This window comes from Planomonospora alba (assembly GCF_039534085.1).
GTDB lineage: Bacteria > Actinomycetota > Actinomycetes > Streptosporangiales > Streptosporangiaceae > Planomonospora_B > Planomonospora_B alba.
On the sequence record NZ_BAAAUT010000087.1, the window covers coordinates 1 to 21,215 of the forward strand.

At 73.7% G+C, this 21,215-nt stretch carries 25 protein-coding genes and 1 tRNA gene; 9 read left to right on the plus strand and 17 right to left on the minus strand.

Features of this window, described 5'->3' with window-relative positions; genetic code table 11:
* Positions 1 to 88: 88 nt before the first annotated feature.
* Entirely contained in the window at positions 89 to 439 is a 351-nt protein-coding gene (locus ABD823_RS32050) for a hypothetical protein (protein WP_344866247.1), read from the minus strand.
* A 19-nt stretch (positions 440 to 458) separates the two neighbouring features.
* Positions 459 to 1,232 carry a WD40 repeat domain-containing protein gene (locus tag ABD823_RS32055; RefSeq protein WP_344866249.1) on the minus strand — a complete coding sequence of 258 codons (774 nt, stop codon included), beginning with the start codon at positions 1,230 to 1,232 and terminating at the stop codon, positions 459 to 461.
* 411 nt (positions 1,233 to 1,643) lie between these two features.
* Here ABD823_RS32055 and ABD823_RS32060 point away from each other — a divergent pair, with 411 nt between their 5' ends.
* Entirely contained in the window at positions 1,644 to 2,045 is a 402-nt protein-coding gene (locus ABD823_RS32060; RefSeq protein ID WP_344866293.1) for an ATP-binding protein, read from the plus strand.
* A gap of 110 nt (positions 2,046 to 2,155) precedes the next feature.
* Positions 2,156 to 2,908 (plus strand): maleylpyruvate isomerase family mycothiol-dependent enzyme, encoded by a 753-nt coding sequence (locus tag ABD823_RS32065; RefSeq protein WP_344866251.1) that lies wholly within the window; start codon positions 2,156 to 2,158, stop codon positions 2,906 to 2,908.
* A 161-nt stretch (positions 2,909 to 3,069) separates the two neighbouring features.
* Here the strand turns inward: ABD823_RS32065 and ABD823_RS32070 are convergent, their stop codons facing one another.
* The 3 genes from ABD823_RS32070 to ABD823_RS32080 form a co-directional block, all read right to left on the minus strand.
* Entirely contained in the window at positions 3,070 to 3,594 is a 525-nt protein-coding gene (locus tag ABD823_RS32070) for an ATP-binding protein (protein ID WP_344866253.1), read from the minus strand.
* Positions 3,595 to 3,712: 118 nt separating this feature from the next.
* Positions 3,713 to 4,669 (minus strand): TIGR03885 family FMN-dependent LLM class oxidoreductase, encoded by a 957-nt coding sequence (locus ABD823_RS32075; RefSeq protein WP_344866255.1) that lies wholly within the window; start codon positions 4,667 to 4,669, stop codon positions 3,713 to 3,715.
* A 45-nt stretch (positions 4,670 to 4,714) separates the two neighbouring features.
* Positions 4,715 to 5,656 carry a universal stress protein gene (locus tag ABD823_RS32080; RefSeq protein WP_344866257.1) on the minus strand — a complete coding sequence of 314 codons (942 nt, stop codon included), beginning with the start codon at positions 5,654 to 5,656 and terminating at the stop codon, positions 4,715 to 4,717.
* 225 nt (positions 5,657 to 5,881) lie between these two features.
* Between ABD823_RS32080 and ABD823_RS32085 the strand changes: the two genes are divergently transcribed.
* Positions 5,882 to 6,895, plus strand: a complete 1,014-nt coding sequence (locus ABD823_RS32085; RefSeq protein ID WP_344866259.1) for an ABC transporter substrate-binding protein — start codon at positions 5,882 to 5,884, stop codon at positions 6,893 to 6,895.
* A gap of 252 nt (positions 6,896 to 7,147) precedes the next feature.
* On the opposite strand, the gene ABD823_RS32090 is transcribed toward ABD823_RS32085, so the two are convergent.
* From ABD823_RS32090 to ABD823_RS32105, 4 genes are all read right to left on the minus strand, one after another.
* A complete protein-coding gene (locus ABD823_RS32090) occupies positions 7,148 to 7,321 on the minus strand; it encodes a hypothetical protein (protein ID WP_344866261.1) in 174 nt (57 codons plus the stop codon).
* Between the two features lie 103 nt (positions 7,322 to 7,424).
* Entirely contained in the window at positions 7,425 to 7,907 is a 483-nt protein-coding gene (locus ABD823_RS32095; protein WP_344866263.1) for a hypothetical protein, read from the minus strand.
* 232 nt (positions 7,908 to 8,139) lie between these two features.
* Positions 8,140 to 8,213 (minus strand) — tRNA-Lys (locus tag ABD823_RS32100).
* A 76-nt stretch (positions 8,214 to 8,289) separates the two neighbouring features.
* The gene (locus ABD823_RS32105; RefSeq protein WP_344866265.1) at positions 8,290 to 8,886 is read right to left on the minus strand and encodes a nucleotidyltransferase family protein; all 597 of its coding nucleotides are present in this window, start codon (positions 8,884 to 8,886) and stop codon (positions 8,290 to 8,292) included.
* Positions 8,887 to 9,034: 148 nt separating this feature from the next.
* Here ABD823_RS32105 and ABD823_RS32110 point away from each other — a divergent pair, with 148 nt between their 5' ends.
* Both ABD823_RS32110 and ABD823_RS32115 read left to right on the plus strand, forming a co-directional pair.
* Entirely contained in the window at positions 9,035 to 9,460 is a 426-nt protein-coding gene (locus tag ABD823_RS32110) for a DUF6328 family protein (RefSeq protein ID WP_425566693.1), read from the plus strand.
* Between the two features lie 25 nt (positions 9,461 to 9,485).
* The gene (locus ABD823_RS32115; protein WP_344866267.1) at positions 9,486 to 9,635 is read left to right on the plus strand and encodes a GPGG-motif small membrane protein; all 150 of its coding nucleotides are present in this window, start codon (positions 9,486 to 9,488) and stop codon (positions 9,633 to 9,635) included.
* 316 nt (positions 9,636 to 9,951) lie between these two features.
* Here the strand turns inward: ABD823_RS32115 and ABD823_RS32120 are convergent, their stop codons facing one another.
* The 4 genes from ABD823_RS32120 to ABD823_RS32135 form a co-directional block, all read right to left on the minus strand.
* A complete protein-coding gene (locus ABD823_RS32120; RefSeq protein WP_344866269.1) occupies positions 9,952 to 10,686 on the minus strand; it encodes a metallophosphoesterase family protein in 735 nt (244 codons plus the stop codon).
* Positions 10,683 to 10,931 (minus strand): BON domain-containing protein, encoded by a 249-nt coding sequence (locus ABD823_RS32125; protein WP_344866271.1) that lies wholly within the window; start codon positions 10,929 to 10,931, stop codon positions 10,683 to 10,685. Before ABD823_RS32125 ends, ABD823_RS32120 begins: the two co-directional genes overlap by 4 nt.
* A 161-nt stretch (positions 10,932 to 11,092) precedes the next feature.
* Positions 11,093 to 11,347 carry a DUF4235 domain-containing protein gene (locus tag ABD823_RS32130; RefSeq protein WP_344866273.1) on the minus strand — a complete coding sequence of 85 codons (255 nt, stop codon included), beginning with the start codon at positions 11,345 to 11,347 and terminating at the stop codon, positions 11,093 to 11,095.
* 32 nt (positions 11,348 to 11,379) lie between these two features.
* The gene (locus ABD823_RS32135) at positions 11,380 to 11,646 is read right to left on the minus strand and encodes a DUF6458 family protein (protein WP_344866275.1); all 267 of its coding nucleotides are present in this window, start codon (positions 11,644 to 11,646) and stop codon (positions 11,380 to 11,382) included.
* A gap of 78 nt (positions 11,647 to 11,724) precedes the next feature.
* Here ABD823_RS32135 and ABD823_RS32140 point away from each other — a divergent pair, with 78 nt between their 5' ends.
* The gene (locus ABD823_RS32140; protein WP_344866277.1) at positions 11,725 to 12,240 is read left to right on the plus strand and encodes a shikimate kinase; all 516 of its coding nucleotides are present in this window, start codon (positions 11,725 to 11,727) and stop codon (positions 12,238 to 12,240) included.
* A gap of 37 nt (positions 12,241 to 12,277) precedes the next feature.
* On the opposite strand, the gene ABD823_RS32145 is transcribed toward ABD823_RS32140, so the two are convergent.
* The 3 genes from ABD823_RS32145 to ABD823_RS32155 all read right to left on the minus strand — a co-directional run bounded on the left by ABD823_RS32145 (position 12,278) and on the right by ABD823_RS32155 (position 14,783).
* Entirely contained in the window at positions 12,278 to 13,141 is an 864-nt protein-coding gene (locus ABD823_RS32145) for an SDR family oxidoreductase (protein ID WP_344866279.1), read from the minus strand.
* A gap of 127 nt (positions 13,142 to 13,268) precedes the next feature.
* Complete coding sequence (locus ABD823_RS32150) at positions 13,269 to 13,874, minus strand: DUF305 domain-containing protein (RefSeq protein WP_344866281.1); 606 nt, start codon at positions 13,872 to 13,874, stop codon at positions 13,269 to 13,271.
* 30 nt (positions 13,875 to 13,904) lie between these two features.
* Positions 13,905 to 14,783 (minus strand): lytic polysaccharide monooxygenase auxiliary activity family 9 protein, encoded by an 879-nt coding sequence (locus ABD823_RS32155; RefSeq protein WP_344866283.1) that lies wholly within the window; start codon positions 14,781 to 14,783, stop codon positions 13,905 to 13,907.
* 181 nt (positions 14,784 to 14,964) lie between these two features.
* Between ABD823_RS32155 and lpdA the strand changes: the two genes are divergently transcribed.
* Positions 14,965 to 16,350, plus strand: a complete 1,386-nt coding sequence (lpdA, locus tag ABD823_RS32160) for a dihydrolipoyl dehydrogenase (protein ID WP_344866285.1) — start codon at positions 14,965 to 14,967, stop codon at positions 16,348 to 16,350.
* Between the two features lie 67 nt (positions 16,351 to 16,417).
* Here lpdA and ABD823_RS32165 read toward each other — a convergent pair whose 3' ends face one another.
* Positions 16,418 to 17,326, minus strand: a complete 909-nt coding sequence (locus ABD823_RS32165) for an NADP-dependent oxidoreductase (protein ID WP_344866287.1) — start codon at positions 17,324 to 17,326, stop codon at positions 16,418 to 16,420.
* Between the two features lie 333 nt (positions 17,327 to 17,659).
* On the opposite strand from ABD823_RS32165, the gene ABD823_RS32170 reads away from it, so the two are divergent.
* Both ABD823_RS32170 and ABD823_RS32175 read left to right on the plus strand, forming a co-directional pair.
* The gene (locus tag ABD823_RS32170; RefSeq protein WP_344866289.1) at positions 17,660 to 19,300 is read left to right on the plus strand and encodes a serine/threonine-protein kinase; all 1,641 of its coding nucleotides are present in this window, start codon (positions 17,660 to 17,662) and stop codon (positions 19,298 to 19,300) included.
* Complete coding sequence (locus ABD823_RS32175) at positions 19,297 to 20,886, plus strand: serine/threonine-protein kinase (protein WP_344866291.1); 1,590 nt, start codon at positions 19,297 to 19,299, stop codon at positions 20,884 to 20,886. Before ABD823_RS32170 ends, ABD823_RS32175 begins: the two co-directional genes overlap by 4 nt.
* The last annotated feature ends 329 nt before the right edge of the window (positions 20,887 to 21,215 follow it).

The following is a 21,215-nucleotide window of genomic DNA, read 5'->3' on the forward strand; positions in this document are numbered from 1 at the left end:
GGCTCGTGCCCCCCGGCCGGGCGCCGGTCAGACCCTGGTGCGCGTACGGCCCGCGCCCGCAGCGGGAACCGGGCGCGGGCCGTACGGCTCACCACCGCGTCCGGTCGTGCAGGTCCGCCACGTAGCGGTCGTGGGCGGCGGCCTCCCACTCCGCCATGGAGGAGTGGCGTCCCCGTAGATAGCGCCGGTGCAGCCGCCCCAGGAACGCCTCACAGGCGGCCTCGTCCCGCAGGTGCAGCTCGGGGCCGCCCTCCCCGGCGCGCAGCAGGTGCCCCCCGCCCGGCCCGGCGGTCAGCGTGACCTCGCCGCCGCGCACCTCCCGGCGGGGCGGGCGCACCGCGAGGTAGGCGGCGTAGACGTAGCGGTAGGCGAACTCGTCGTACTCGTCGTGGACCCGGTCGAGCCAGGCCCCGATCCCGTCCCCGGCCTCCTCGATCATGCTCCCAGGGTACGGCCGGTCAGCCGGCGAGGATCACGTCTCCCACGGCGGACGTGACGACGAAGGAGTCGAGCACGCGCAGCCGGCCCGTCCTGCGGTCCAACCGGTACCAGGTGTAGGTGTGGGACTCCCTGCCGCTCGGCCCGCGGTAGGAGTCGGTCAGGACGTCGAGGCGGCCCGCCGCGTCCCAGCGTGCGCGGTAGGGGGCCTCGCCCCTGCGGAGCCGGAGGGGGAAGGCGCGCTTCTTCCCGGTGGCCAGGTTGCGGACGGTGACCCGGTTCCCGGACGGCCGGGCGTCGTTCCTCGACGCCTTGGCCACGGTGACGCCGTCGCGGCCGAGGTCGCCCGTCATGTAGGCCGACCGCCGCAGCTTCACCGACCACGTCCCGGTCGCGTAGACCACCGCGCCGCTCCGGTGGGTGGCCATCAGGTGCCGGTCGTCCGGGCTGAACCTCGCGAGGGTGTATCCCCTGGGCAGGGTGAAGGTCTTCCCGGTGGCCGTGTCCACGACCCGGTCCCTGAACAGCGCCCGGGACTCGTACTCCCCCTCGACGCCGACGAACCGTCCGCGAGGGGAGACGGTCAGCCCGGTGATCCGGACGGAGTCCGGCTTCGTCACCTCGGTCCGGCGCGCCTTCCCGGTGGCGGCCTCCCAGATCATGAGCGCGCCGTCGCTCCCGCGGAGGTACGCGGCCCGGGTGCCGTCCGGGGAGACCGCCATGACCCCCATGGCCGGGTGGTCGCCGTCGGTCCGGTGCGCGTCGGGGAGCGCGAGGACACGGCCGTCGCTCAACCAGAGCCTCCACGGGCCGCACGGGTGCCGGCCCACGCCGCCGTCGTTCGCGCAGGCGCCGAGGCCGGCGTAGCGGATCACCGGCGGCGCCGGTGCGTCCTGGACGCGGGGCGCGGTCGCGGACGGGGCTTGGACAGGGGACGCGGTCATGAACGCGGCGGCCGTCACTGCGGCCGTCACCACCCGGAACGGCATCCCGCCATCCTGCCACGCCGAGTCCGGAGGGAGCAGGCCGGCTGACGGTGAGCAGGAGCAACCGAACAAAACACTCAACCCCAGCGGACACGGCCCCCGAAGCCGATCACCCGCATGACTACCGTGCGCATTCATCGCTACTCAACGTGAATATTCGGCGTGGCGCGGCGCCGAGGGGGGAAGCCTCTTTGCGGGTCATGGAGGTGCGTATTGAAGGTGGTGGGACTGCTGGGTCAGGTCGCGTTCCCCGGAGAGTTGGCTTCCGTTCCCAGGGCGCGGCGGTACGTCCGCGACCTGCTGGACACCGCCGGGCACAGACAGGCGGACGACGCCCTGCTGCTCGTCAGCGAACTGGTCGCCAACTCCGTCCGCCACTCCGACTCCGGCCGCCGCCCCGACGGGCAGGTGACCGTGGCCGTCGCGAACCATGACGGGGCGCTCCACATCAACGTGATCGACGCCGGATCGGCCGAGCACCGCCCCTCCCTCCGCGCGGGCACCGATCCCGGCAGCTGCACCGGCCGGGGCCTCTGGCTGGTCGACGAGCTCGCCGCCGACTGGGGCTGGCACGACACCCCGGCCGGGCGCGTGGTCTGGTTCCGGCTCTCCGGGGGCTGACAGGCCGCGGGGCCGCCGCGGGGCCGCCACGGTGGCCCCGCGGCGCGCACGCCCACCGGCGCGGGGCTCCGCGATGTCCCCGGCAGGCGCCCCTGTGGCACAATCCGGCCGTGGAGACCGCAGAGCACATCGCCGCGCTGCACGACGCCGGGGTACGGCTGGCCGCCGCGGCGGCCCGGGCCGGACTGGACGCCCCCGTGCCGACCTGCCCCGGCTGGTCGGTCCGGGACCTGCTCGGCCACCTCGGCGGGGTGCACCGCTGGGCGGCGGCGCACGTCGCCGGGGCCAGGACGGAGCCGTTCACCGACGAGGAGGAGGCGGGGTTCTTCACCGCGCCGGACGGCGACGGGCTGCTCGGCTGGTTCCGCGAGGGCCATGCCGCCCTGGTGGGGACCCTGAAGGGGGCCGACCCGGACGTGGAGTGCTGGACCTTCCTGCGGGCGCCCTCCCCGCTGGCCTTCTGGGCCCGCCGCCAGGCGCACGAGACGGCGGTCCACCTGGCCGACGCCCAGGCCGCCGCCGGGGACGGCCCGCCGAGCTTCGATCCGGCGTTCGCGGCCGACGGCGTCGACGAGCTCTTCGGCGGGTTCCTCCCCCGGCGCCGCGGCCGGCTGGTCTCCGATCCGCCGGTCAGCCTGGCCGTACGGGCCACCGACCACCCGACCGCCTGGACGATCCGGGTGGAGCCGGAGCGGCGGGTCGTCACGCCGGGTGTGCGGGAGGCCGACTGCGTGGTCTCCGGCCCGGCCGCGGAGCTGTACCTCATGCTGTGGAACCGCGGGAGCGCCGACCGGCTCGACGTGCGGGGCGACCGGAGCCTGCTCGACCTGTGGCGCGAGCGGGCGTTGATCACCTGGTCCTGAGGACCCGCCGCTCCCCGTCCTGAGGACCCGCCGCGGGAATCCGAGGGCCCACCGCTCCTCCGGCCCGGGGAGCCGCCACAGGAGCCCGGGGCCCGCCGCAGGACCCCGCCACGGTCCGGTCCCGGCCGGTGGGGCGGACCCGCAGGCGCCGGGCGGCGGGGTCACCGGGGCAGGCCGGCCGGGACGGCGTGCCGGGGAGGGCACGCCGGGAGGGCGCACCGGTGCCAGGAGAACGCCCCGGAGGTCTGCCCGTCCGCCTCCCTCGGCGCGGGCACGCCGCCGAGCAGGAACCAGACGATCTTCCCTCCGGAGTCGGGCCAGGACACGCCCCACTCGTCGGCGAGGGTGTCCACGATCTGCAGCCCTCTGCCGCTCGTCGCCTCCATGCCGGCCTCGCACACCCGGGGCGTGCCCGCGCCCGGGTCGAAGAGCTCGCCGTACACGTGCGCGCCGTCGCAGCCGAGGCGGAGCGCGCACGCCGCGCCCCCGTGGCGGACGGCGTTGGTGACCAGCTCGCTCACGATGAGCACGCAGTCGTCTATGAGGTCGTCGGCGCCCCAGCCGGCGAGCTCGCGGCGGACCAGGGAGCGGGCTTCGCGCACGCTCACCGGAGCCGCGGCCAGGAGGCCTTCGACGGTGTGCACGAGGTCTGATGGCGCCTTGAGCGAGCCGTTCTGGGGGGACACTGGCTTCTCCTCAGTCGTGGGAGCGCTCCCACAACAAATGTAGAACATCCACCCCAGGCGTGTGAACCGATTGCGACGACCTGATTTCGGAAATGTATCGACATGTCGCCTGTACTGCTCAGCCGAGCTGCGGAAGGACCTTGGCGCCGAAGGCGTCGATGAACGCCGCCTGCTCCTGGCCGACGTGGTGCAGGTAGATCTCCTCGAAGCCCAGCTCGGCGTACTCGTGCAACCGGGCGGCGTGCCACCCCAGGTCGGCGGAGACGTTGACCACCTCGGCCACCCGGGCCGGCGGCACGTCCCGCGAGACCACGTCGAACAGCTCGGCCGTCTCCAGGTCCCAGCAGACCGGCGGGCGGAACACGTTGCTCCGCCACTGGTCGTGGGCGATCGCCAGCGCCTCCTCATCGCTCTCGGCCCAGCTCAGGTGGACCTGCAGGGCCAGCGCGCCCCGGCCTCCCGCCTCCCGGTAGGCGGCGGCGATCTCGCGCAGCGTCTCGACCGGCGCGTTCACGGTGATCAGCCCGTCGGCCCACTCCGCGCACCAGCGGGCGGTCGGCACGCTCACCGCCGCCCCGAGCAGCTTCGGAGGGGTCTCGGGAAGGCTCCACAGCCGGGCCCGGTCCACGGTCACCAGGCCGTCGTGGCTCACCTCCTCCCCCGCCAGCAGCGCCCGGATCACGTCGACGCACTCGCGCAACCGGGCCGTGCGCACCTGCTTGCGCGGCCAGCGCTCCCCGGTGATGTGCTCGTTGCTCGCCTCCCCGGTGCCCAGGGCGGCCCAGAACCGTCCGGGGAACATCGCGCCCAGGGTGCCGATCGCCTGGGCGATGATCGCGGGATGGTAGCGCTGGCCGGGGGCGTTGACCACGCCGAACGGCAGGCCGGTGGCCTGCAGCGCGGCACCCAGCCAGGACCAGGCGAAGCCGGAGTGGCCCTGCCGCTCGCTCCAGGGGGAGAAGTGGTCCGACGACATCGCGGCCGCGAATCCCGCCTGCTCGGCCCGCGTCACCGCCTTCAGCAGCTCGGCCGGGTGGATCTGCTCGTGTGATGAGTGGAAACCGTAGATCGCCATGGCCCCCTGGCTACCCAGAAGGCGGCGCTCCAGACAGAACCCGGGTCAGGCCTGCGGCTCCCCCGCGGGGGCGTCCCCCGGGGTCCGCGCCAGGGCGTCCGCGGGGGTCTCCGCGGAGGCGTCGAGGGCCCGCGGGCCGATCACCGCGACCGGGCAGGCCGCGTGGTGCAGGACCCCGTGGCTGACCGACCCCAGGAAGAGCCCCGCGAGCGCGCCGCGCCCGTGCGATCCCATGACGACCAGGTCGGCCGCCTCCGAGGCGTCGATGAGCGCCTGCACCGGATGGCCCATCACCAGCTCGCCGACGACCTCCAGGCCCGGATGGAGCTCCTCCGCCGAACGTGCGGCCTCGTCGAGAGTGCGCTCCCAGGTGCCCTCGATCTCGGCGAGGTCGAAGAACGGCGGGACGAGGGCGCCCTCCGCGACGGGCAGGCTCCAGGCGAGGAGCAACCGGAGCCGCGCCCCCCGCAGCGCGGCCTCCTCCGCGGCGAACCGGAGCGCCCCGGCGGAGGCGGGGGACCCGTCCACCCCGGCGACGACCTCCTTGAACTCCCGCTCCGGCGCCACCCCGCCGCGGACCACCACCACCGGGCAGGGAGACTGGGAGACGACCTTCAGCGCGACCGAGCCGAGCAGCAGGCTGGAGATCCGGCCCGTGCCGCGCGAGGCCACGACGAGCAGGTCGTCGTGGCCGGCCTCCTCGGCCAGCGCGCGGGCGGGGTCGCCGAACGCCATCGCGTCCTCGACCCGTACCGCGGGACCGTGCTCGCGCGCGTGGGCCACGGCCTGGTCGACGACCTCCCGGCCGTTGTTCCACATCCACCGGCGCACGTCCTCGATCTCGCCCTCCGAGCGGGAGTGCAGCCACTCGTGCACGGCGTGCACCACCCGCAGGGGGAGATGTCTGCGGCCCGCCTCGCGCACCGCCCACTCGACCGCCCGGAGACTGTCGGCGGACCCGTCCGCCCCCACCACCACATGTTCCATGGCGGTGCCCATACCCAACCGGGAGCGGGCCCTCACGACCACGGGCCGGTACGGCGTGGACCCTCGCGACGCCCGTCCGCACGGCGCGGACCCGCACGAGCGTGGGGCCGCACCGGCCGTCCGGCGGCCGGTGCGGCCGTACCGGCCACCCGGAGTGGCCGTCACCTTCAGGTAAGGCTAGCCTAATCACCGAGCAATTAGGCGAGCCTTACCTTAGGAGTGAACATGTCCGTGTCGAGAAGGGGCTTTCTCGCGGCGGCCGGCGGTCTCGGCACCCTCATGGTCCTGGCGGCCTGCGGCCAGGAGGAGCCCGCCACCACCTCCACCGCCACGCAGGCGGCCACCGCGCCGGCCGGCCCCTGGACGTTCACCGACGACCGCGGCAAGAAGCTGGAGCTGCCCCGGCGGCCGGCCCGGATCGTCGCCCAGGTCGGCTCCGCCGCCGCGCTCTGGGACTTCGGCATCCGGCCCGTCGCGATCTTCGGCCCGCACAAGCTGAAGGACGGCAGCAAGGACCCCCAGGTGGGCAACGTCGACATCACCAAGGTCGCCGGGCTCGGCAACGTGTGGGACGAGTTCAACGTCGAGCAGTACATCGCGCTCCAGCCCGAGCTCCTGGTCAGCAGCATGTACGTCAACGGCACGCTCTGGTACGTGCCGGAGAAGTCGAAGGACACGATCGAGCAGGCCGCGCCCACCGCCGGGATCATGCTGACCGGCAAGAGCGCGTCCCAGGTCATCGGCAGGTACGCCGAGCTGGCCCAGTCCCTCGGCGCCGACCTCGGCTCCCCCGAGATCAGCTCCGCCAAGGCGCGCTTCGACGCGGCGACCGAGGAGCTGAAGAAGATCGCCGCGAACGGCCTGAAGATCCTCATGATGTCCGGCGGCCCCGACACCATGTGGGTGGTCAACCCGCCGGAGTACGCGGACATCATGCACCTGACCGAGGCCGGCCTGGACGTCGTCAAGCCCGACAAGGTCGACGAGGGCGGCTTCTTCCAGAGCCTGAGCTGGGAGAACGCCGACACCTACGACGCCGACGTGATCCTGTACGACGTCCGCACCCAGGCGCTGACGTTCGACGACATGATGAAGAAGCCGACCTTCGCCAAGCTTCCCGCGGTCGAGGCCGGGCAGGCCTACCCGTGGCGGGCCGAGGCCCCCTTCAGCTACCAGGGCTACGCCGAGTACATGGAGTCGCTGGTCGCCGACCTGAAGAAGGCCGAGAAGCTCGCCTGACGGCGGCCCCGGCGGCGCCGGGCTCCTCATCGACCGGGGCGTCAGCGGCGTGCCGGTCGTGGACGCCGGCCAGCGGGTCGCCGGCGTCGTCCCCGAGGCCGGCCCGCTCCGCGAGGAGGAGTTCAAGGAGCGCTACTACGGCGAGGACTACCGTCCGCCGCTGCGCACCCGGCTCCGCCACCACCTGCCCGCCGCAGGGGGAGGCCGGCCGCGCGGCCGGGCCTGTGCGGGCAGGCGTACGGCGGGCCGGGGTCAGAAGGTGAACCCGGAGCCGTGGTCCGGGTCCTGGCCCCCCTGCGCCCGCTCCAGCTCGGCTTCCAGGCCGGGCACCAGGCGTTCGAGGGCCTCGTGCCATTCCCGGTGGCGTCCGGGGTGCTCCACCATGGACCCGCAGGTCCGGCAGAGCGGCTGCGGATTGATCGTCATCTCGTGATCCCTCCGGGGGTGGGCGATCGGCGTCCCCGTCAACTGCCCCGCAGCGGGCCTGTCTACCGCGCCCGGCGCCGTCCGGGCGGGGGCGGCGCGCGCCTCAGGCGAAGACGTAGCACTCCACCTCGGCACGGCGCGGCGTCAGCCCTCCGGCCACCCATTCCCGCACGCACCGCCGCTCCCGCTCGCTGAGTACGAGCCGGCCGCACACCGTGACGCCGGAGTAGGTCCGGCAGTCCAGGTCGCGGTTCTCCCGTCCCACCCGGTAGTCGCGTTCGACCGCCGCCAGGCACTGCGTGCGCAGCCGAGCCGAGTCGGCGTACCGGCACTGCTCGGTCAGGATGCGGTGCTGGTCCCGGCTCACCTCGGTCCGGCCGTCCGCCGGAGCGGTGACCGCCGGGGCCGGGCTCTGCACCGCCTGCCCCGGAACCGCGCTCTGGGTCGTCCGGGACCGGTCCGCCGCCGATCCGGCGGCCGGGAGCGGCGCCGACGCCTGTGCGGCGGTCCTCTCGGGTTCGGTGCCGCAGCCGGCGGCCAGTGCCAGTGCCATGGCCAGTGCCGGTGCGCAGGCGAATGCTCTCATCTCGTGACCCCCACCCCAGGCTAGCCCGGACCAGGTCTGACCCAGGGAAACCGGGCGCATTGGTTGCGTAGGGCCGCCCGCTCCGCGGGCGGCGGCGGGCGGCCCTACGGCGAAGGGACGGCCCGTCCCGGGCGCACCGGCGGCGGCCGTGAGCGGGGGCCTGGCGACCACGCCCCCCCGCACCAGCAGAAAAGCCCAGGTCACAGTGAATGACCTGGGCTTTTCCCTCGGGTGCGCCGCCAGGGACTCGAACCCCGGACCCGCTGATTAAGAGTCAGCTGCTCTAACCAACTGAGCTAGCGGCGCTTGACCTCGACCAGACTACCGGACTCCGGACGGTGCTCCGTACACCGCCGGGCGCGTCACGGCTCCGGCGTCCCGGTCAGGGCCAGTCCGGGTTCCCCGACGCGTCGACGGGCTCGGAGATCACCCCCAGCCGCTCCAGCAGGACGAGGAAGGTGGAGGCGTACGGCGAGTGCCGGACCACCGCCGCCACCCGCCCCCAGTCGACCTGCTCGCGCAGCGCCCTGACCTGGGGGAGCAGGGAGCCGTAGTCGCAGGCGTGCTCGGACAGCGGCAGCAGCCAGGAGATGACCAGGTCGGTCGCCTCAAGGACGGGCACGATCACGGCCGAGGCCTTCAGCGGCTCGGCCCGCTCCAGCAGCGCGGGGGTCACCGCGTTGTCGGCGATCCGGAAGATCAGATCCACCAGCCTGCCCTCGTCGTAGGCCTTGACCAGCCAGTCCTCCGGCGGTTTGGCCGTCGTGAAGCCCAGTTCGCGCAGCGCCTCCAGAGCGGACGGCACGTCCTCCTGAGGCAGGACGAAGTCGACGTCGTGCAGCGAGGGGGCGGCTCCGCGGGCGTAGGCGGCACACCCCCCGGCCAGCGCGAAGCGGACGCCGGCGTCCTTCAGCGCGCTGCTCGCCCGCTTCAGCGTCTCCAGGATCGCGTCGGTGACCTCGTGGCTGTGGCTTCCCATAAACGGTCGCTACCCCCTGGAAGGCCCCGTAGTCCCCAGGCATAAGGCGGTAAACGGCGGGCAATGGAATCCGATGATTCAAAATGAGGAAGTCCGTACAGAAAGCCCTGCGCCCGGCGAAAGCCACAAAGAACGCGTTGACCGTGAGTTGACCGAGTTGCTCCAGGGGTTGCGGGTCGCGGTCACCGGCATCCAGGTCCTGTTCGCCTTCCTGCTGACCCTGCCGTTCTCGGCGGGTTTCGAGAAGGTGGACACCCTCGGCCTCTGGCTCTTCTTCATCTCCCTGCTCGCCTCCGCCTTCGCCTCGGTCTGCTTCATCACCCCGGCGGCCCAGCACCGCCTGCTCTTCCGGACCGGGTTGAAGGAGCGGATGCTGCACCGCGCCAACGAGCTCGGCATCCTCGGCGCGGTCGCGCTCGCCGTGGCGATGACGAGCGCCGTCGCGCTCGTCACGGAGACCGTGATCTCCGGCTGGCCTGCGGCGGCCTTCGGAGGACTGGTGGGACTGGTGAGCGCCTGGCTCTGGTTCGTCCAGCCGTTGCTGGATCTTTACCGGCTCAAGCGCGTTAGCTGACCCTCCTGCGGGGCAGAGGCGGGCCATGGCTACTTTGCTCTGGATCATCGCAGTCGCACTGGTCATCTCCGGGATCTACGTGATCCTGGCCCGCCGCGACCTCCTGTGGGGGATCGTGCTCATCGTCCTCGGTTTCCTGGTCGGTCCGGGGGGTGTGAGCATCTTCAACGTCTGATGCGGGCCATGGCCCGCACCCAAGCGCACCGTCCCGGACACCCCCGCGGTCCGGGACCCTCCGACCGCGACACCGGTGCCCACCGCCTCCGCGGCGGCACCGGGAACCACGACCGCAGACATCACGACCGCAGACACAGCGGGCCGGGTCCGCAGACCCGGCCCGCTTCCGTGCGCTCCTGCCCGCTCTGGCGAGCTCCGGCTTCTCGTGCGCTCCGGCCGCCATGCGCCCGGCGGCCCCGCGCTCCGGCTTCTCGCACGTCCCGCCCGCGGCGGCCCCGCGGGCCCCGCCCCGGCGGGCGGGACCCGGCCGGCCGTCAGCAGGACTCCCCGTCGCCGTCGCGGCAGTAGACCGCGTAGGCCCGGTTCAGCACCGGCAGCGCCACGTTGCGCACCCGGATCCCGCCGGACGTCATGCCCTTCTCGGTGCCCTTGTGCGCGTGGCCGTGGATGATCAGGTCGGCGCCCTCGGCGTCCACCGCCTCGGCGAGCAGGTAGCTGCCGAGGAAGGGGTAGATCTCCAGCGGCTCGCCTTCGAGCGTGTCGTTGACCGGCGAGTAGTGCGACAGCACGATCCTGCGGTCGACGTCGAGCTCCTTGAGAGCCCGGCGCCAGCGGTCCGCGATCCGCTTGGTGTGGTTCACGAAGGCCTTGATCTCGGGTTCGCCGAACTCGCTGGCGCACTTGCCGGCGAACCCGCCGCCGAAGCCCTTGCCGCCGACCACGCCGAGCCGTACCCCGTCGATGTCGAGGACGACCGAGTCGTCGTGCAGCACCATGATCCCGGCGTCGCGCAGCAGCGCCGCGATCTCCGCGGGCTTGTCGGAGTGGTAGTCGTGGTTGCCGAGCACGGCGACCACCGGGATCGGCAGGTCGCGGAACTCGTCGGCCACCACCCGGCCCTCCTCCAGCGTCCCGTGCCGGGTCAGGTCTCCGGCCAGCAGCAGCACATCGGCCCGTTCCTCGATGCCGGCGAGGTGCTCCCGGTAACGCCCGCGCATGTCCTCACCCAGGTGCACATCGCCGACCGCCGCGACTCGCAGGCCCGTCACAGCTTCTCCTCCCCTTCCGGCACCCGGACGTCCGACACGGTGAGCTCGTTGCGGATGGCCAGCCCGGGGGCCGCCTCCTCCGCCACGTCGGCGATCAGCGTGCGGCGCTCCTCGCAGCTCACCTGGCCGCGCAGGAAGAGCTGCTCTCCCCGCACGTCCACCCGGATGCCGAGTTCGGTGGTGCGCTCGTCCTCCGCGAGTGCCTGCTGCACCCGCGCGGCGACGTACTGCGGAGCCTCTCCCATGATCGAACTCCTTTCATCCTCAGATCCAGACCGCCTTCCCACCCTGCCGTCCGGCAAACGACACAAGAAATCCACAAAGGGGACAGATCGCACCATCCCAGACATGCGAAAGCCCCGGCTCCGTCTCCGGAGCCGGGACCTCGCCGATCCCGCGGGGCGGCCTACCTGCCGCGCCCCTTGGGCGCGCCGTGGACCGTGGAGCGGTCGATCGCCGCCTTGACCATGCCGTAGATGGCACCCTGGATCGCCGCCGCGACCAGGACCTCGCCCCAGCCGTACTCCTCCGAGGTCGCCTGGGGCGCCTCCTCCTTGCCCGAGGCGAACTTCCAGATCTGCTTGAAGATGGCTCCGGCGACGAGACCTCCGGCCATTCCGCCGACGAGGCCCACGCTCCGGGAGATGAGGGTGTCGCTCAACGTCCGTCCTCCGTCTCATGCGTCAGGGAATCTCACACCACCGGCGGGTCGTCGTAGCGACGCTCCTCGTAGACTCGGCGGTGCGTGACCGGGTCCTCCTCGACGACCACCGTCGTGGGCGACGTCACGGCCCGGCGGGCGACGTTCGCCCGGTAGAGGGCGATGAGCAGCCAGACCAGGCCGCCCAGCATCAGGATGACGCCGAGGACGTTGATGTCGAACCCGGCGAGATCGAACTCGACCGCCCATGTGAAGATTGCGCCGAGCATGATGAGGATGATGCCGCCTGCGATGGACATGGGATTTCCCTCCTTCGTGCCAACGCCCATTCACCTATCCCCCACACGGATCTCAAACGTTGACCTCGAAAGGCCGCCGTGAAGTTTGACCTTCCCGTCGTCGTGACGGGCCTGATGGGCGCGGGGAAGTCCTCCGTGGCCAGGATCCTCGCCGCGGAGCTGGGCCGCGAGCTGCGCGACAGCGACCCCGACCTGGCCGCCCGGTACGGCGCCACCGCGGCCGAGACGGCCGAGCGCGAGGGCGCCGACGAGCTGCACCGGCGGGAGGCCGGGCACCTGCTGGAGTCCCTCGCCGAGCGGCCGCCCCCGGTGATCGCCGCGGCGGCGAGCGTGGTGGAGGACCCCGCCTGCCGCGCGGCGCTGGGCCCCGCGGTCGTGGTCTGGCTGGACGCCCCGCCGGCGGTCCTCGCCGAACGCATGCTCTCCAGCGGGCACCGCCCGCACTTCGAGCCCGACCTCGGCGCGATGCTCACCAAGCAGCGGGCCCGCAGGGGGCCGCTCTTCGCCGAGGTGGCCGACCTGACCGTCGACGTGTCGGCGACCCGGCCCGAGGCGGTGGCCGCCGAGGTGCTCGCCTTCCTGCGCGCCCGGTGAGGCCGTCCCGCCGGGACGGCGGGACGGCGGGCGGGGGTCATCCGGGAAGCGTCTCGCCGCCGATCGGGGCCAGGACCTCCCCGGTGTAGTACGAGGAGAGCCGGTCGGCGGCGAAGAAGACGTACGACGGCGCGATCTCGTCGGGGTCGGCGGCCCGCTTCATCGGCACCTGCTCGCCGAACTTCTCGACCTTCTCCTGGGGGAAGGTCGCGGGGATCAGCGGCGTCCAGACGGGGCCGGGCGCCACCGCGTTCACCCGGATGCGCCGCTCGACCAGCGTCTGCGCCAGCGAGTAGGTCAGGGCGTTGATCGCCCCCTTGGTCGCGGAGTAGTCGATCAGCGTCTTGTTCCCGCGCAGGCCGTTGATGGAGGAGGTGTTGATGATCGCCCCGCCGTCGGGCATGTGGGCCAGGGCCGCCTTGGTCATCCGGAAGTAGCTGTGGATGTTGACCTCGAACGTCCGCTCCCACTGCTCGTCGGAGAGCTCCTCCAGCGACTGCACCGGGGCCTGCGTGGCGACGTTGTTGACCAGGACGTCGATCCCGCCGAGCGCGGAGGCCGCGGACTCGACCACCTGCCGGCAGTGCTCGGCGGAGGCCAGGTCGCCGGGGAGCAGCAGGCAGCGCCGCCCCTCCTTCTCGACGAGGCTCTTGGTGTGCTCGGCGTCCTCGTGCTCGCTCAGGTAGGCGATGGCGACGTCCGCGCCCTCCTTGGCGAAGGCCACCGCCACCGCCCGGCCGATGCCGGAGTCGCCCCCGGTGATCAGCGCGCGCTTGCCGGCGAGCAGGTCGCGGCCGACGTAGCCGCGCATCTCGTCCCGGGGTTCGGGTGTCATCTCCCCGCTGCTGCCGGGGTACGGCTGGGTCTGGGGCGGGGGCGTGCTGTTCGGTTCCTGTGGCATACGGCCCGCCTACCCGCCGTCCCGCCCGCCATTCCCGGCCGTGGTCCCCGCCCGCCCCGCCGCGGCGGAGCCCGTACGGGGCCGGGCCCGGATGCCGGGCCCCGGGGCGGGTCCGGCCCGGGGCGGGTCAGTCCTCCAGGAGCGCCAGCATCCGCTCGATCTGCGCCCGGCGGGAGGCCTCGATCCGCCCGGCCAGCGCCTTCACTCCGGGGTGCAGCCCGCCGGAGACCTCCGCCGCGGCCAGCTGCACCGCGTCGTCCTGGTGGGCGATCATCGCGTTGAGGAACGCCCGCTCGAAGTCCGCGGGGCCCGCGTCCGCGACCGAGGCGATCTCCCGGGCGTCCGTCTCGGGCATGCCGCCGTGCGCGGCGTGCTCGTCGGGCGGGGCCGTCGGCGGCTGGCCCCACTCCCGCAGCAGGCCCGCCATGGACGCCGTCTCGTCCCGCTGCGTCGCGGCGATCGCCCCGGCCAGCAGCCCGATCTCGGCCCGGACCGCCCGGCCGCGCGCCAGCCGTGCCAGCTCGACGCCCTGGCCGTTGTGGACCACCATCATCTGCAGGAACATCACGTCGGCGGCGTTGAAGCCCCGGGCGGCGCCGACGTCCGCCGCCCGGCTCGCCATGACCTGCTGCGCCCACCGGCCGCCGGAGGTGCCGCAGCCGGACACTCCGGCGGCTCCGGCGGCCAGGGACAGGGCCAGGGCGATCCGTACGGCGGAGCGCCGGCCCGTCATGGTCGCAAGACCGTCATGCTCTGCGGACGCCTACAGGCGCTGCCAGAGCGCCGGGACGTTCGGCGGCTCCCAGCCCGGCAGGGAGGTGTGCGCCTGCCGGCACTGGTAGGTCGCCCCGCCGTAGGTCACCCGCGCGCCCACCGCGTAGGCGGTGTTCGGGGCCCAGGTGCCGCCCGGCTGCGAGGTCGGGGTGACCGTCGGGGTGGCGGTGGGCGTGGCGGTCGGGGTCACCGTGGGGGTGGCGGTCGGGGTCGGGTCGGGCGACGGGGTGCCGCCTCCGCCCCCGAAGTCGACGTCGCTGCAGGTGTAGAAGGCCTCCTCGCTGCCCACCACCCGCTGCCAGATCGAGTAGATGAGGGCGCGGCCGCTGCGCTGCGGGAGGTTGATCGTCCAGTTGGTGTAGGTGGTGGGGTTCTGGTTGGTGAAGGTCTTGATGTGCTCCAGGTCCGACCAGCGCAGCGGCTGGGTCGGGTTCCAGCCGGGCTTGGTGATGTAGAACTCGAAGTTGCTGTTCGCGTGCGGCGCGGTCGCGTGGTAGGTGATCGTCAGCGGCCCCGGGCTGACCCGCGTGGCGGGCCAGTCGGCCCGGGCCAGGTCGAGACCGCGGTACTTGTCCCGTCCGGCGCTGCAGAGCTTGCCGTCCGGGATGAGCTGGCGGTGCCGCCCGCCCGCGTTCAGCAGGGACACCTCGTGCCAGTCGTAGAACGCCTGGGTGCCCCCGGCCGCGACGGCCGCCTTGCAGGCCGCGGAGTCGGGGCTGTCCGGGCCCTCCGTCTTGCAGACGTAGGCCCGGCTGGGCGGGTTCGACATGGATCCGTGGGCCTGCGCGGGACTGGAGGGGAGGACCGCCAGCAGGGATCCGAGCATGAGGGCGGCGGCGCCGGTGGCCGCCTTGGGTCGCACGTACACGTGGACTCCTCCTTGGGGGGAAACGGAGGTGACATGTCCAACGGCCGACGGAGAGCACGTTATTAACAAGAAACCTTACTAAGAATTCCTTCCGGAGGCCACCCTCCGGCCGGCCGGGGCGGTCCCCCGCCGGCGCCCCTGCGTGCCGTCCACACCCGCCGGTCAAATAGTGTCCGGAGGCATGAGCGCTCACTTTGACGTCGTCGTCGTCGGCGCGGGCCCCGGCGGGTACACCGCGGCGGTCCGTGCCGCCCAGCTCGGCCTGCGCACGGCCGTGATCGAGGAGAAGTACTGGGGCGGGGTGTGCCTGAACGTGGGGTGCATCCCGTCCAAGGCACTGCTGCGCAACGCCGAGCTGGCGCACATCTTCACCCACGAGGCCAAGACCTTCGGCATCCGCGTCGAGGGCAGCGTCACGTTCGACTACGGCGAGGCGTTCGCGCGCAGCCGCAAGGTGGCCGACGGCCGCGTCAAGGGCGTGCACTACCTGATGAAGAAGAACGGCATCACCGAGATCGACGGGCGCGGCGTCTTCGTCGACGCCAACACGATCCGGGTGGGCGAGCGGACCGTCACCTTCGACCACTGCATCCTCGCCGTCGGCGCGACCACGCGGCTGCTGCCCGGCACCTCGGTGTCCGACCGGGTGGTGACCTACGAGGAGCAGATCCTCAGCCGGGACCTGCCCTCCGACATCATCATCGCCGGGGCGGGGGCGATCGGCGTGGAGTTCGCCTACGTCCTGCACAACTACGGCGTCAAGGTGACGATCGTGGAGTTCCTCGACCGCATCGTGCCGCTGGAGGACGAGGAGGTCTCCGCCGAGCTGGCCAAGCGCTACAAGCGGCTCGGCATCGACGTGCTGACCTCGACCCGCGTGGAGTCGATCGACGAGTCCGGCCCGAAGGTGCGCGTCACGGTCTCGCGCGACGGCGGGCAGCAGGTCCTGGAGGCGGACAAGGTGCTCCAGGCGATCGGCTTCCGGCCGCGCGTGGAGGGCTACGGGCTGGAGAACACCGGGGTCAGGCTGACCGACCGCGGCGCCGTCGACGTCGACGGGCGGGGCCGCACCAGCGTGCCGCACATCTTCGCCATCGGCGACGTGACCGCCAAGCTGATGCTCGCGCACGCCGCCGAGTCGATGGGCGTCATCGCCGCCGAGACCATCGCGGGCGCCGAGACGATGGAGCTCGACTTCGCGATGATCCCGCGGGCGACGTACTGCCAGCCGCAGATCGCCAGCTTCGGCTTCACCGAGACGCAGGCCCGCGACCTGGGCTACGACGTCAAGGTGGTGAAGTTCCCGTTCACCGCCAACGGCAAGGCGCACGGCCTGGGCGACTCGGCCGGCTTCGTCAAGATCATCGCCGATGACACCCACGGCGAGCTGCTCGGCGCGCACCTGATCGGCCCGGAGGTCACCGAGCTGCTCCCCGAGCTGACGCTGGCCCAGCAGTGGGACCTGACGGTCCACGAGATCGCCCGGAACGTGCACGCCCACCCCACCCTCGGCGAGGCGGTCAAGGAGGCCGTCCACGGGCTCGCCGGACACATGATCAACATGTGACGCCCGGACCGCGAGGCGCCGGCCGTGCCGGCCGGCACTCCGCGGCGGGCCACCGCGGGCGGCGCCCTCAGGGCACCGTGAGCACGACCTTGCCCCGGCCGTGCCGGGACTCGACCTCGCGGTGGGCGTCCGCGGCCCGGTCCAGCGGGTAGGTCCGGCGGACGTGCCAGGCGAGGTCGCCCCGGACGTGCAGCTCGGCGAGCTCGGCCAGCCGGGAGGCCAGCCGGACGCCCCGGGTGGTCTGCACGCCCAGCTCCGCGGCCCTGCCGTGCTCGACGAGGGTGACGATCCGATCCGGCTTCGCCAGCCGGAGGGAGACCTCCAGCGCCTCCCCTCCGGCGCCGTCGATGACCATGTCGACCCCTCCGGGGGCCGCCCGGCGGATCCGCTCCTCCAGGCCCTCGCCGTAGGCGACCGGAACGGCGCCGAGGGAGCGCAGGTAGTCGTGGTTCTCCTCGCGGGCGGTGCCGACGACCCTCGCCCCGCGCAGCCGGGCCAGCTGCACCGCGGCGGTGCCGACGGCGCCGGCCGCGGCGTGGACCAGGAGCGTGTCGCCCTCGCCCGCACCGAGCTGCTCCACCGCGATGTGGGCGGTCTGGGTGCCGGCGGTGAACCCGCCCGCCACCTCCCACGACATGCCCGCGGGCTTGGGGGTGACGTTCTCCGCCGGGACCACGACGTACTCGGCGTAGCAGTTCAGCAGGTTGAATCCGAGCACCTCGTCGCCGGGCGCGAACCCGCCGACCCCCGGTCCCACCTGGTCGACCACCCCGGCGAACTCGTTGCCGGGCACCCGGGGGAGGCCGCCGGGGACCCCGTCCGGGGTCCAGCCCTGCCGGACCGCCACGTCGAAGGGCTGCACGCCCGCCGTACGCACCCGGACCCGGACCTGGCCCTCGCCCGCCCCGGGCGTCTCCAGCTCCATGATCCGCAGCACCTCGGGGCCGCCGAACTCGGAGAACGCCGCTGCCTTCATGTCCACACTCCTCTGCTCTCTGCACCGGCTCCCCACCCTGCGACCTCGATCTAGGTCGAGGTCAACTCCCGGCCGGGTCCGCCCGTCACGCTCCCGCCCTGCGGACCCGCGAGCGCGGGACCGCCACCCCGGGCCGCACCGCCGGGATCGCGGCCTCCCGCTGGATCGCCCGGGCCCGTACGGCGTCACGGACCGGACGAGGAGGCGCGCAACCGCTGGTGAACGCCCCGGAAGCGTCCGGCTCCCGGATTCACCCCGGAGACCGAGCACCGTTCTCGTCACACTTAAGGCGATTGTGCGATCACAAGTAGTAAGTCCGCTATTCTCCCGCCTATGCCAGACGGGGAGGGCTTTGCGGCGCGCTACCGCCTGCTGCGCGAGTTGGGCAGCGGCGGCATGGGCACCGTATGGCTGGCCAGAGACGAGATGCTCGACCGCGAGGTGGCGGTCAAGGAGCTGACGCTGCCCGCGGGGATGAACGAGGCGCAGCGGGCGGACATGGTGGCGCGCGCCGTACGGGAGGCGCAGGCCACCGCGCAGCTGCGCCATCCCGCGGTCGTCGCCGTGCACGACGTGGCCGTGCACGACGGCAGGCCGTGGATCGTCATGGAGCTGCTGCGCGGGCAGACCCTCACCGAGCTCGTCGAGAAGCAGGGCCCGCTCCCGCCGGAGCGCATGGCCGCCCTCGGCGCGCAGCTGCTCGACGGGCTCGCCGCCGCGCACGCCCGCGGCATCCAGCACCGGGACGTCAAGCCGGGCAACGTCTTCCTGACCGACGCGGGGCGGATCGTCCTGACCGACTTCGGCATCGCCCGGCTGGCGGGCGACGCGACGCTGACCCAGACGGGCATGCTCATCGGCTCGCCCGGGTTCATCGCGCCGGAACGCCTCGACGGCGACCAGGGCGGACCCGCCTCCGACCTGTGGTCGCTCGGCGCCACCCTGTACTTCGGCGTGGAGGGCGTGCCCGCCATCGAGGGCGACACCATGGCGCGGCTGGCCGCCACGCTCGCCGGCCGGGTCAGGCCGCCGCACCGGGCGGGCGCGCTCGGCCCGGTCCTGATGGCGGCGCTGGCCCACCACCCCGCGCAGCGCCCGGACGCGGGCGCTCTGCGCTGGCTTCTCGACGAGGTCGCCGCAGGGCGCGCCCCGCTGCCCCCGCTCCCGCCCCCGCCGCTCCCGGGCGAGCAGCCGCACGGCCCGGCGGCGCCGTCCGGCACCGGGCCCCACGGCACCGGGCCCTACGGCACCGGCCCGCACAACACCGGGCCTCACGGCACCGGGCCGGCCGGCGCCGGGCCGACGGGCACGGGGCCGGTCGGCGCGAGCCCGGTCCCGGCGAGGCGGCGCGGAGCCCTGCGCCTGTGGGGCGCGGTGGCGGCCGCCGTCTGCCTCGTGGGCGCCGCCGTGGCAGGCGTGCTGACCCTCACCGCCGGGGACGCGGAGCGGACCTCGTTCGACGGGCCCGTGGACTTCTGCTCGCTGCTGACCGCCGAGCAGGTCCGCCAGATCATGAACGTCTCCCGACCCCCCGCGGGGAAGCCGGACGGCGACGGCTGCTCCTGGATCGACGGGAACAGCGGGCTCGCCCTGATCCCGCTCACCGACGGCGACACGCTCCAGCCGTGGGCGATGACCCCCGAGACGGCGCGCGCGCTCTTCGCCAACCTCGCCCGGGACTACGGCAAGGCCACCCAGGTCAACTGGAGCTGGAAGGAGATCGGGGTCGAGCAGGTGACCGCCGAGCGCACGGCCGCCCGGCAGGTGCCGGGCCTGGGCGAGGAGGCCTTCGCCTACGACCTGACCTCTCCCCAGGGCGCGACCCACACCAGCGTCGTGACCTTCCGGATCCTCGACCTCGTCGTCGAGGCCCAGTACTCCTCGCACGCCTCCCGGCCCACCGACGAGGACATCAGGAACCGCGCGCTGGAGGCGGCGCGGCAGGGCGAGGCCGCACTGCGGGGGCCGGAATGACCGAACACATGCTGGCCGGCCGGTACCGGCTGCTGGAACGGCTCGGTGAGGGCGGCGCGGGCACCGTCTGGCGGGCGCGCGACGAGACGCTCCGCCGCGACGTCGCGGTCAAGGAGATGCGCGGCAGCGAGAACTTCGCCGAGCGCGCGATCGCCGAGGCGCGGGCCGCCGCCCGGGTGAACCACCCGGCCATCGTCATGGTCCACGACGTGGTGACCGAAGGCGGCCGGCCGTGGATCGTGATGGACCTGGTGGACGGCGTCTCGCTGGACAGGCTGATCGAGCGGGGACCGCTCCCGCCGCCCCGGGTCGCCGCGATCGGCCTGCGCGTCCTGGACGCGCTGGAGGCCGCGCACGCGCACGGCATGCTCCACCGCGACGTCAAGCCGGGCAACGTGCTGGTCGAGCGGGACGGTACGGCGATGCTCGCCGACTTCGGCATCGCGGCCCCGCTGACCGGCGAGGGGAGCCTGGCCGACCGGGCCGGCTCCGCCGGGTACACGGCCCCCGAGCGGTTGCGTGAGGAGTCGGCCGGGCCCGCCTCCGACCTGTGGTCGCTGGGGGCGACGCTGTACGCGGCCGTCGAGGGGCGGGCGCCCTTCCGCCGCGACCACCCGGCAGCCGTGGCCGCCGCGGTGCTGATGCACGAACCGCCCGCGCCCGCTCTGGCCGGGCCCGAACTCGGCGGGCTCCTGCTGGCCATGCTGGCCAAGGACCCGGCCCGGCGGCCCGCGCCCGCGGTGGTCCGGCAGGTGCTGAGCGACCTGGCCCGCTCGGACACCGCCGCCGCGCCCCCGGCCCCCCGGGGAGCCCCGACCGTGCCGACCGCCGTCTACCGTGCCGGTCCCGCCGGACCGGAGGCCGTGCGCGGCCACGGCGCCCCGGTGCCCGGCCCTGCGGCCCACGGTCTCCCCGGCCCCGTGCCCGCGGGATCCGGTTCCCCGCGGGCACGGGGCCGGTCCTGGTGGATCGCCGCCGCGACCGTGCTGGTCGCGGCGGGCGTCGGCGCGGCGGTCGCCTGGGCCACGGTCCCGCGGGGAGAGCCGGCCGATGAGCGGGGACGGTTCGCCACCGCGCCGACGCCCTGCGAGCTGCTCACCGTCGAACAGGTCCGCCAGCTCGTCGACCAGGTCACCGACCCCAGGATGACCAAGTCGGACGAGTGCACCTGGAACTATCTGAAGGGGGGCATCCCCTACCGCTGGATCAGCGTGCAGACGCAGGCCGTGCCTCCGCAGGGGGAGACCGCGGCGCCCGAGGCGGCCCGGCAGGTCTTCGACCGGATACGGCGGGACACCGACGCCGAGGCGGGCAGCGACACCATGTTCGGCCGCCAGACGAGGTCGGGAGCCCGCGACCTGCCCGGGATCGGCGAGGAGGCGTTCACCCGCGACTACGCGCGCGAGGGCACCAACATCTCCCGCACCGTCTGCACGGCCTGGCTCCGCGTCAGCAATCTGATCGTCAAGGTGGAGTGGACCCGCGCCGAGGAGGGCGGGGTCACCCCGGACGACCAGGAGACCGTACGCCGCGCCGCCGAACTGGTGGCGGCGGGCCTGCGCCCCGCCGCCACGCCCGGTGGCTGAGCCGCGCCCCTGCACCCCTTTTCCGCACGAGGAGGTTCCCGTGAGTCCCGGCAGTCCAGAGCCGCCCGTGGGTCCCGGCGGCGCCCAGCCGCCGACGGGACCCGGCGGCCCCCAGTGGCCCGCGGGCCCCGGCGGCGCCCACCCGCCCATGGGCCCCGGCGGTCCGCGCCCGCCCATGAACCCCGGCGGTGCTCCACCACCGACGGGTCCCGGCGGTGCTCCACCACCGGTGAACGCCGGTGGTCCCCGGCCGCCGGCGGGACCCGGCGGTCCTCAGTGGCCCGCGGGCCCCGGCGGCGCCCACCCGCCCATGGGCCCCGGCGGCCCCC